This window comes from Jiella pacifica, assembly GCF_010500815.1.
GTDB lineage: Bacteria > Pseudomonadota > Alphaproteobacteria > Rhizobiales > Rhizobiaceae > Jiella > Jiella pacifica.
In genome coordinates, this window is the sequence record NZ_JAAAMG010000051.1 from 1 (window position 1) to 8,697 (window position 8,697).

Annotated in this window: 6 protein-coding genes, 2 tRNA genes and 2 pseudogenes; 4 read left to right on the top strand and 6 right to left on the bottom strand. The window is 63.2% G+C overall.

What is annotated here, in order from left to right; genetic code table 11:
* Nucleotides 1-184 precede the first annotated feature (184 nt).
* A tRNA-Met gene (locus tag GTK09_RS26795) sits at nt 185-261 on the bottom strand.
* Nucleotides 262-730: 469 nt separating this feature from the next.
* On the bottom strand, nt 731-1,624 hold the full coding sequence (locus tag GTK09_RS26800) for a delta-class carbonic anhydrase (RefSeq protein ID WP_203561233.1): 894 nt from the start codon (nt 1,622-1,624) through the stop codon (nt 731-733).
* Nucleotides 1,625-1,939: 315 nt separating this feature from the next.
* On the opposite strand from GTK09_RS26800, the gene GTK09_RS26805 reads away from it, so the two are divergent.
* Nucleotides 1,940-2,029 (top strand) — tRNA-Ser (locus GTK09_RS26805).
* A gap of 456 nt (nt 2,030-2,485) precedes the next feature.
* Nucleotides 2,486-2,680 (top strand): annotated as a pseudogene (locus GTK09_RS26810) (transposase); the annotation flags it as partial.
* Here GTK09_RS26810 and GTK09_RS26815 read toward each other — a convergent pair.
* The 3 genes from GTK09_RS26815 to GTK09_RS26825 all read right to left on the bottom strand — a co-directional run bounded on the left by GTK09_RS26815 (nt 2,642) and on the right by GTK09_RS26825 (nt 5,416).
* Complete coding sequence (locus GTK09_RS26815) at nt 2,642-3,334, bottom strand: alcohol dehydrogenase catalytic domain-containing protein (RefSeq protein ID WP_163466451.1); 693 nt, start codon at nt 3,332-3,334, stop codon at nt 2,642-2,644. The pseudogene GTK09_RS26810 and the gene GTK09_RS26815 sit on opposite strands and share 39 nt — an antisense overlap.
* 314 nt (nt 3,335-3,648) lie before the next feature.
* On the bottom strand, nt 3,649-4,602 hold the full coding sequence (locus GTK09_RS26820) for an alpha/beta hydrolase family protein (RefSeq protein ID WP_163466447.1): 954 nt from the start codon (nt 4,600-4,602) through the stop codon (nt 3,649-3,651).
* 55 nt (nt 4,603-4,657) lie between these two features.
* Complete coding sequence (locus GTK09_RS26825) at nt 4,658-5,416, bottom strand: SDR family oxidoreductase (protein WP_163466448.1); 759 nt, start codon at nt 5,414-5,416, stop codon at nt 4,658-4,660.
* A gap of 97 nt (nt 5,417-5,513) precedes the next feature.
* On the opposite strand from GTK09_RS26825, the gene GTK09_RS26830 reads away from it, so the two are divergent.
* On the top strand, nt 5,514-6,464 hold the full coding sequence (locus GTK09_RS26830; RefSeq protein ID WP_163466449.1) for an AraC family transcriptional regulator: 951 nt from the start codon (nt 5,514-5,516) through the stop codon (nt 6,462-6,464).
* A 336-nt stretch (nt 6,465-6,800) separates the two neighbouring features.
* Complete coding sequence (locus tag GTK09_RS26835; protein ID WP_203561234.1) at nt 6,801-7,496, top strand: LysR family transcriptional regulator; 696 nt, start codon at nt 6,801-6,803, stop codon at nt 7,494-7,496.
* Nucleotides 7,497-7,516: 20 nt separating this feature from the next.
* Here GTK09_RS26835 and GTK09_RS26840 read toward each other — a convergent pair.
* Nucleotides 7,517-8,374 (bottom strand): annotated as a pseudogene (locus tag GTK09_RS26840) (IS5 family transposase).
* Between the last annotated feature and the right edge of the window lie 323 nt (nt 8,375-8,697).

Below are 8,697 nucleotides of genomic sequence, written 5' to 3' on the forward strand. Positions count from 1 at the left end.
GGCTCGGCATCAAGGAGATCGACGAAGGCATTTGGATCGTCAGCTTCATGAGCTACGATCTCGGATACATCGACCTGGAACAGAGAACCTTGCAGACCATCGACAATCCGTTCGGCACGAGATTGTCTCCCATGTCTTAGGGACGTTCTGTTACCCATGTCTCCGGGGCGGACATAGGGAAATCTGGTAGCGGGAGAGGGACTTGAACCCCCGACACGCGGATTATGATTCCGCTGCTCTAACCAACTGAGCTACCCCGCCGCCGGGCCGCTTCGCTGTGGCGACGCGGCGATATACGAAGCCGAAGCTCTGCGTGTCAATGGTCTTTTGCGGGTAGCCCAGGGCTGTTGCATTTGGTCGAGGACTGAACGGGCGAAGTCGTTCGATCATTCCGATCTCGGCGGCGGGGCGTGCGGCAACCACCTGCAGATCGGCGAAAGGCTCCGCCCCCACGGCACAAAGGGCCGGCCGGTTGTCCTTCAGCCGCAACAGTCAGTCGCCGCCGCGATCGAGGATCACCTTCGCCGTCTCGTTTCGACGGTGGATCGCGTCGGCCGTCACCAACTGCCCTGTCAGGTCCAGGCATTCCAGCAGGGCCCGGGCCGCGAGAGATCTCGCCGTCGCCGGCCCGAAAGCCCTGCTGGCCGATGACGGTCTCCTTGGAGCGCAGGAATGGCCAGGCGGAGCCAAAGTCGCGCGGCAACTCCGCGCGAGCCGGATTGCCGACCCGTCACTCGACACTCAGCGGCTGGTCCCAGCGGGTCACCGCGACGGCCTGCTCGACCGGCGACAGCAGTTGTGGCGCCGTCACCAATTGGCGGACGCCATGGGCGTGATTCTCGCGAAAGACATTGCCCTTTTCGGCCCAGCGATAGAGCGACGAGATGTCGAGTTTGGCGCATTGCGGCCGGACGCTCCAGGTGACCTGGAGGGGCGAACACGTCGACAGGTCGTATTTCGGCCCGGTGGTCGAGCCGAGATAGACGACGGGCGTCCCCGTGCCCTCCGGCAATGCGGGCGGCTGGTGATATCCGGAGCTTTGCTCGCTCCGGTGGGTGAAGGATTCGAAGTCGAGCGCCTTGGGGTCGTTGGCGACCAGGAACGTCTGCGCCTCGACCCGCAGGGCCGGGTTCGAACAGCTCTTGCTGAGGCAGGAGCCGAGGCCTTCGCCGGGGCTGACGTCGCAGGAGGAAAACACCCAGTGAACCTCGATCGTGTCGCCCGGCTTCACCCCCTTGAACGGGCCGAAGCCGTGGGCCGGATCATCGAGTTCCTCCGGGCTCAGCTGGTCGCTGTCGTTGCACTTGTAGCCGCCATGTTCGCCGCTGCCGGCAGAGATCGAGAAACCCGGCGCCTTGTGTTCGGCATTGGTGTGGAGATGGATGTTGCAGAGATTGAGGCTGGCAGCCGCCGGCGCGCGGGCGAACACGCGTTCGTTCACCCCCTCGAATCCGGCGATGTCGCGCGGCGACTGGGGCCCGTATCCCATGCAGATCCCGCCTTGCGTGTCGCTCGCGGTGGATGTCGCCAGGTGCGTCGCATCGCTTGCGGCGGCGAACGGCACCGATGCCGTGCCGGCGACGGCAGACAGGCCGAGAATCCAAGCAAACCTGATGATCGTCACGTCAAATATCCTTGCAGCACGTGCATGGTGGAGCCAACCCGGACGGAGCTACAGCATCGCCCTTAGAAAACCGTTGAAAGAAACCAAAATTCCGTCTCGATCGACTGGTGTTCTTCCTGGTTCGATTTGCTGCCTTACCTCAGCTCCGGGCGGCGACTTCCTCGAACGCTGTGGCGCAGCCGGCCGCTGCGAGCGGGGCCGCGGCCGCGGCGGGCTTGCAGTGGGACGGGAATGACGTCTCCCCCGGCTTTTCCTCAAGAAGCTTCCTGGATGGGGTTGCAAAAAACCCATGCCAAAGCCTATGACAGCGCAATCGGAGAGGTGGCCGAGTGGTCGAAGGCGCTCCCCTGCTAAGGGAGTATACCGGAGACGGTATCGAGGGTTCGAATCCCTTCCTCTCCGCCATGGACCGCCCCTTTTGTGCGTTCCTGTAACACGTTGATCGAAAACGAGAATTTCTAGCCGATCCCTACGCGAGGGATCGAGTCGTGTTCGATGTTCCAGCCGATGTTCCAGCTGCAAAAAACCGGAGGCCGCGAGGCCAACGGGTGCGTCACATGTCGCGATCGAGTTCGGGCTGGCGGTTTACCATGCGCTTGCCGCGTCCGTTCCGTGATATCCTGAAGAACGATTCGGCGGCCCGTTCCCTGTCCCCATTCGTGCGCGCGAGCTTCGGTCCCCTGACCGTTCGCAACGCCGCAGTGGTCGGAGAGGTCGCGGCCGCGCGATGTCGACTGATCTACGCAGAGGGATCGCGGAGGCGGGAGATGATGGACAACTCTTTCGACGCCAATGTGAGGTGGTCCCGGTTTCCCCGGACAGTTGGATAAGCTTGGTTCGCCCGAGAGAGAGGACGAACCGATGACGGGGAAACGGAAGCGGTATTCGGCGGACTTCAAGGCCAAGGTGGCGCTGGAGGCGATCCGAGGTGAGATGACGCTGGCACAACTTGCCGCCAAGCACGGCATCCACCAGACGATGATCAACGCCTGGAAGAAGCAGGCGATGGAAGGCATGTCAGGGGTGTTCTCGGGAAAGGCCGAGGCGGCTCAGGCTGATCGAGGCGGCACCGGCGATCCGCGCAGCCATGATGGCCGAGAGGCCGACCGCACCGACACCGAAAATCGCTGTGTGCGAACCTGGGGCGACCTGCAGCGCATTGAGGATCGCACCGGCACCGGTCTGAAATCCACAGCCGAGGGGTGCGAGGAGTTCCAGCGGAAGATCGGAGGGGACTTTTACGACATTGCTCTGATCTGCCAGAGCATAGGTCGCGAAGGACGACTGCCCGAAAAAATGGCCATGGATCGCCTTGTTCTGTCCTGCACCGTCCGGCCAGTGAAGCGCATTGCTGCCATCCAGCCGCGAGCCGCCGAAGCAGATCTCGAAGGCATGCTCGCAATAGGCGTTGCGCCCGGTGCGGCAGTAGCTGCACTCCTGACAGGACGGAAACGAGAGAACGACGGGATCGCCTGCCTCGATGCCCTTCACGCCAGCGCCGACCTTCTCGACGATCCCGGCGCCTTCGTGGCCAAGGACCAACGGTAGCGGCACGGGATAGTCTTGATTTCGGACGTGGATGTCCGTCTGGCAGATCCCGACGGAATGGATCTTGACCAGGACTTCCGTTGCGCGCGGATCGTCAAGATGCAGATCCCGGAAAACGAATGGTCCGGCTTTTTCCTCGATGACGGCTGCACGCACCCGCATCGGAATTCCCCCGACCTGAGAAAGTCATCTCTGTTTAGCCTTCGTCTGAGGAGAACATATCCTTGTGCTGCAGCGCTGTACTGTCGGCGTTCGCGAACGCCGGTTTCGCTGCACCAGAACATTTGGCCCGTCGCAGCATAGAATGAGGGGTTCGGCTCGCGACTGATGGCGTTGAGGAGCGAAGTCGCGACTCCTTAGGGGACGCAATGCCCACCGTGATCTTGCCGTCGTCGCTTACTTCGGCCGGGTCACGGAGCGCTTCGTTGAGAGGGGCGGCGCGGCAGGCGCGACCCGCCTGTCTTCCTCTCCGCTGGTCATTCGCCCGGTTGGCCTTTCAACACCAGCGACCCGGCGGCGGCGGCCGAACCTTTGAGCGCTGCCCGGCCCTTCGTCCAATCGTCCGATCCCATGCCGAACTTCTCGCGCAACCAGGCAAGCGTCAGGCGGCGCGTCGCTTCCAACGCGTCGGGATCCTCGGTTTCGGTTTCCTTGGCGTCCAGCCCGGCAATGCCGCCGAGACCGTGTCCCACACCGGCGATCGTCAACAGAGCTTCTGCGCCGGGAGCGTCGTGAAACACGTCCGCATGCCACTCGGGACCGCGCGGCGTGAAGTGCGGCTCGTCCTCGGCGCCGCAGACGACCAGTGTCGGTGTCTGGATCGAACTGAAGTCGAGGTGGAAGAAGGGAAAGCGTGCCGCGTTGTCCGGGGTCAGATCCGCACCGCCGCGGCCCGGCGTCGCCAACAGGACACCGGCGCTGATCCGAGGGTCGGAGAAGTCCTCGCCGTTTAGGCGCGCCCCGAGAAGCAGGCTGCAGCTATGCCCGCCGAAGGAATGGCCTGCGACAGCGATCCGGCCGTGATCCAAGCGTCCCGTCAAGGCCGGTGCCTGTCGCTCGACTTCGTCAAGCTGGTCGAGAATGGCCCGCATCTCGGCCACCCTCTCGCGCCAGAAGAACGGCGCCCCGGGCAGATCCGGTCCCAGTCCCGCCACGCGGGAACTCGCATGGGTCGGCTGGATCACGGCCAGCCCCCGTTCCGCCCAGAACTGCGCAAGCGGCGCATAGCCGTCTTTCGAGGGGATGTATTTCGATGGCCCGAAGCCGTGCGACAGCAAAACGACGGGCAGGTCTGTCCCGGAGGCCGGCGCGGTGAGGCGCAATTCCAACGGAGTTCTGCCGGGCATTGGAAGCCGGATCGGCGTGTAGGCCACTGTCAATGCCGCATCAGGCGTCGGCAGATGGCGAGCGTGATCGATGAGCCGGTTCACTGGCACTGTCTCCTTGATTGGCGGGAAGGGGGGGCACAGCTGTGCCCCTCAGACGTCACGCCGCGGCGATGCCTTCTTCCCGGAACCATGTCTCGGCATCCGCGCCAGCAGGCAGCATCATCGGCGCATCGACATCGCTGACCGCGCGCCAGACCGCCTTGGCGACATCCTGCGCGTCTGTCTTTTCGCTCGCGGTCTGAAGCGTCCGGAAATAGGCCTGAACGAACGGGCCATAGGCCTCGGGCACATCCATGCCCATGCGCGCCACGGCATTCTTGCCGAAGGAGGTCGTCGGTGCGCTGCCGGGCAGGACGACCCGGGCTCGCACGCCGAATTCCGCAGCTTCGAGGGCAAAGCTTTTCGTGAACGCGTTGATCGCCGCTTTGCTGGCGCTGTAGATCGACAGAGCGGGCAGGGGGCGCAACGTCACGCTGGAGCTGATGTTCACCACGACGCCGGAACGGCGCTCGCGCATTCCGGGCATCACCGCCTTGGTCATGGCGATGGAACCCAAAACATTGGTCTCGAAAAGCTCACGGGCTTTCTCGATCTCGGCACCTTCCAGGACATTCAGCATGCCGACACCGGCATTGTTGACTAGCGCATCGAGCCGGCCGGCCTCGGTCACGCAGGCTTTGATGCTGCTCGGGGTCGTCACATCGAGCGGCAGAAGGCGCAATCGCTCCGATTGGGGCAGAGCTCCGGGCGAGGGGACCCGCATGGTGGCGACGACCTCCCAACCTTCGTTGAGAAATCGCGTGGCGATGGCCTGTCCGAAGCCTGTGGAGCAGCCGGTGATGAGGATGCGCGACATGTCGATCTCCTGTTTGTCTCGGACAGGGAGATAGACGGTGTCTGTCGGATATAATATATATGAAAGTCCGTAATCATTCATCGAAAGTCCAAGACCGATGCCGGACTTCAGCAATGATCCGCTTTCCAGCGTCGTAACGCTTTTGCAGCCGCAGCCTTCGATCTCCAAAATGGTGGAGGCTGGTGGGGGGTGGCTGGTCGAGCGGCATGACCTGGCAAGCCCGTTCTATTGCGCGATCGTCGAGGGAAGCTGCTGCTTGACGCTCGCGGGCCGCGAGCCGGTAACCCTTTCCGCCGGGGATTTCGTCCTGATCCCGGATTTGCACAGCTTCACCATGTCCAGCGAGGTTCCCCCGCCGCGCCTTGCGGTGCGTCCTCCGCGGCAGACCGGACCGGGTACGTTTCGCCTGGGGCCGGCGGAGGCCGACGTCGAGTTTGGGGCTCTCGTCGGTCATTGCAGGTTCGCCGCGCCGGGGAAGGATTTGCTCGTGTCGCTCCTGCCGGGGATGGTCCATGTCTGCGGCCACGATCGGCTGATGGCGCTGGTGCCCCTGATTCACGAGGAGACCCGTTCGGAGCGTCCGGCGCGTGGCATGATCCTGAAACGTCTGCTCGAGGTCCTGATGATCGAGGCTCTGCGATCCGCGCCGAGGGGATCTCTGCCGCCCGGCCTGCTGCGCGGCCTCTCCGACCCGCAGCTTTCCGGCGCACTGCGCTCCATCCATGCCGATCCGGCAAATACGCTGTCGGTTGCTGAACTCGCCCGCGTCGCCGGCATGTCGAGGTCAGGATTTTTCGAGCGCTTCCGTAAGGAGGTCGGCAGCGCGCCGATGGAATACCTCACCGCCTGGCGCATGGCGCTTGCCAAGGATCTGCTGCTGCGAGGCTCCTTGACGCAAAGCGAGATCGCCGGTCAGGTCGGCTATGGTTCGGCCAGCGCCTTCGCCATGGCCTTCGTTCGACACGAACGGATGGCTCCGGGAGCCTTCGCCAAGACGCATGCGACGAGGAATGGCGGTGAGCTTCCCGTTCAAGCCGAGCTGATTTGAAAGTGCCTGATAGAGGAAGAGTGACCGGATCAGGAGGCCGCGACTAAGCAAACGATTCAGGATGCGGTTGCCGTCGGTGTCGTAGACGAAGCTGCCTTCCGCACGATCGATGACCCGGCGCTCGAACACCGGACCGTAGCGCATGACGTGATCGGAAACGTCGGACCAGAAGCTGTCTTCACGGTTGCATTCGGCATGGCGCTCTCCGGTGTCCTGCAGATCTCATCGGGAGACTAGCGCCAATGTCCGGGCGAGGATAATTCATTTCCATCCGATCCGAATTGAAGAAATCTCATATCATGGCGGACCTCGATATCGCTCTTCTGCGCAGTCGCCGTGTCCCGGGCGGGGTCGATCCGCTCCGCCGCATTGCGCGTCTCTCGCACGCAGTCGGCGGTCAGCCTGCAGATGAAGCGTCTGGAAGCGATCGTCGGCGAAAGACTGTTCCATCGAACCGGGTCCGGTGTGGCGCTGACGGTCGCGGGAGAGCGCTTCTTTCCCGGAGCCGAGCGCATCTCGGCGGCGCATGACGAGGCGATCGAGAACGTCCGGTCGGACGGCTTGCAGGGATCGATCGCCTTCGGATGCCCGGAAGACTATCTGACCGCGTTCTTCTCGGAGCTTTTGCGGCGGTACGGAGCCGCGCATTCCGGCATCGAGATCGAGATCGTCTGCGCGCCGACCGTCGATCTCCACCCGCTGCTCCAGCGGCGTCGCATCGACCTCGCACTCGTGTCCCTGCCCGGCTCGGCGCGATTTGAAGAGGTGATCCGATACGAACCGCTCGTCTGGATCGCCTCCACGCAGGCTCCGGCACTGCTCGGCGAGCCCTCGGTGCCGCTGGCGCTCTCCGCGCCGGAGACGCTCGACCATCAGAAGGCACGCCGGGCGATGGACGCGGCCGGTGCGGCCTACCGCGTCGCCCATGCGAGCAACGGCCTCGACGGTCTTTTGGCCATGGCGCGATCGGGGCTGGCGATGAGCGTCGCCACCCGCGCGGCTGTCCCCGACGATCTGACCATCGTCTCCTAAGTGCTCGACTCGAAACTCGTTCAAACATAGCAGTATCTTGCGAGCCGGCGTGTGAGCAGCCGGATCTGAGCGACGTGGACCCAAGCCTCGGCGCTTGAGATCGTTTTCTCGAAGTCCTTCGCCAACCTGCGGCATCGGGCGAGCCATGCGAAGGTCCGCTCCACGACCCATCGGCGTGGCAAGACGACAAAGCCGGTCATGTCGTCCGTCCGTTTGACGATCTCGATCGTCCACTTCCCATGCTTCTCAAGCCTGCCTTTGAGCTTTTTGCCGGCACAGCCGCCATCGGCAAAGACATGGCGCAGCTATGGATAGCGGGTTCGGATCTGCTGCGGGACGTCCGGCGCACCGTCGCGATCCTGAACGTTTGCCGGATGGACGACGAGCCCGACCATCAGGCCGAGCGTATCGGTCAGGATATGGCGCTTACGGCCATTGATCGTTCTCCGAGCCACGGGTCTACTCGAACTTCCAGCGTCATATCCGCGAGGGCCGCCGCTCTCGGTCGTCTTGACGGTCTGGCTGTCGATGATGCCTGCGCTTGGGCTCACCTCTCGCCCTTCCAGTTCACGCACAGCGGTGACGAGGACAGCATTGATCGCTCGAAGCAGGCCGGTGTCGCGAAAGGCGTAGAAGTAGCGTTGCACGGTCGAGCGTGGCAGGAAGTCCGACGGCAAAAGGCTCCAGGCGCAGCCGCCCGACGCGAGATACAGAATCGCGTTCATCACCTCTCGCAAATCTGTCTTTCGCGGACGACCGATCCGCTTGGCCGCAGGAAGAAGCGGTTCGATCACCGCCCATTCGCAATCGGTCAGGTCGCTTGAATACCGAGCGTTGTTGCGAGGATAGTCGCGGCGAGCGATTTCAGTCCAAGGCATCGGTGGCTCCATCTCGTTCAGCGACAAGACGGAATCACAACCTGCTGAATTCGCTCAACTCATTTCGGGCCGGGCTCTAAGGCCTGCCATCCCTGCCGGAAATCGGCATCGCCCTTGCCTACCCATCGGCAAGGCCGTCGCGTGCCATTCGCTCCTTCGGCACGCTCATCGCGTCAATCCTCAAGTCGGCGTGACTAGTCTCCCGTGAAGAATTTCGAAGCCACTGAAATGGCTGACTGATCGGCATGTGCAAAGATTTGACTTTCGCCGGTTTCAGCCGTGTGTGGCCGCAGAAACTTGCAAATTGCGTTGCTGCGGCGGGC

Coding starts and splice junctions, on each gene's coding strand:
- GTK09_RS26815 (WP_163466451.1), bottom strand. CDS start 3,334: ATGCGGGTGCGTGCAGCCGTCATCGAGGAAAAAGCCGGACCATTCGTT.
- GTK09_RS26830 (WP_163466449.1), top strand. CDS start 5,514: ATGCCGGACTTCAGCAATGATCCGCTTTCCAGCGTCGTAACGCTTTTG.
- GTK09_RS26825 (WP_163466448.1), bottom strand. CDS start 5,416: ATGTCGCGCATCCTCATCACCGGCTGCTCCACAGGCTTCGGACAGGCC.